The following is a 1,101-nucleotide window of genomic DNA, read 5'->3' as shown; positions in this document are numbered from 1 at the left end:
GGTCTATCGCCGCGATTCGCGTCGCGTTCTGGCGACGCTGATCCGCCTGCTCGGCGACTTCGACCTTGCCGAAGAGGCGATGCACGAGGCATTTCGCGCGGCGCTGGAGCAATGGCCTCGGCAGGGCATGCCGACCAATCCGCGCGCCTGGCTGGTGTCCGCCGGGCGCTTCAAGGCCATTGACGCGATGCGCCGTCTATCGCGTTTTACTGCGCTGGACGACGTGGCCGGCGAGGTGGAAGCCATCGCCGACGAATCGCAGGATGGCGGCGACGAGATCGAGGATGATCGTCTGCGTCTCATCTTTACCTGTTGTCATCCTGCACTGTCGCCCGAGGCGCAGGTGGCGCTGACGCTCCGTGAAGTGTGCGGGCTGAAAACCGAGGAAATCGCCAGCGCTTTTCTGACCCCCGCGCCAACGCTCGCACAGCGCATCGTTCGCGCCAAGTCGAAAATCCGCGACGCACGGATTCCCTACCAGGTGCCTGCGCCGGGCGAATGGCCGGAACGTCTGAACAGCGTCCTGCGCGTGATCTATCTGGTGTTCAACGAAGGCTACTCGGCGTCGTCCGGGGATTCGCAGACACGGCCCGACCTCTCGGGCGAGGCGATTCGCCTGGCGCGGCTGCTGCTCGATCTGGCGCCGCAGCCGGAGGTGGAAGGGCTGCTGGCCTTGATGCTGCTGCATGACTCGCGGCGCGCGGCGCGCAATTCCCCTGGCGGCGACTTGATCCTGCTCGACGATCAGGATCGCTCGCTGTGGAATCGCGAGCTGATCGCCGACGGTTGCGCGCTCGTCGAGCGCGCACTGGTGTCGCGGCGTTTTGGCCCGTATTCGTTGCAGGCGGCCATTGCAGCGGTGTTGGTCGAAGCGCCGAGCGCGGATGCAACCGACTGGGCTCAGATTGTCGGCCTGTATGACGTGTTGCTGCGCTTTGAAGCGTCGCCGGTGGTTGAATTGAATCGCGCCGTCGCGGTGGCGATGCGCGATGGTCCGCAAGTCGGGCTTGAGCTGATCGATGCCATCCTAGCGCGTGGTGAGCTCGGCGACTACCGGCTGGCTCACGCGGCGCGGGCCGACCTGTGCCGTCGTCTCGGGCG

Annotated in this window: 1 protein-coding gene; it reads left to right on the top strand. The window is 65.9% G+C overall.

Annotation, left to right across the window (positions count from 1 at the left end):
• Window positions 1-1,101: RNA polymerase sigma factor (locus PROAA_RS17510; protein WP_186412576.1), on the top strand; the 1,101-nt coding region annotated here is incomplete at both ends.

The sequence above is a fragment of the Candidatus Propionivibrio aalborgensis genome, assembly GCF_900089945.1.
In the GTDB taxonomy this organism is placed as follows: Bacteria; Pseudomonadota; Gammaproteobacteria; order Burkholderiales; family Rhodocyclaceae; genus Propionivibrio; species Propionivibrio aalborgensis.
The sequence above is the reverse complement of the archived record's forward strand: the minus strand, read 5'-3'. Positions and strand labels throughout refer to the sequence as shown.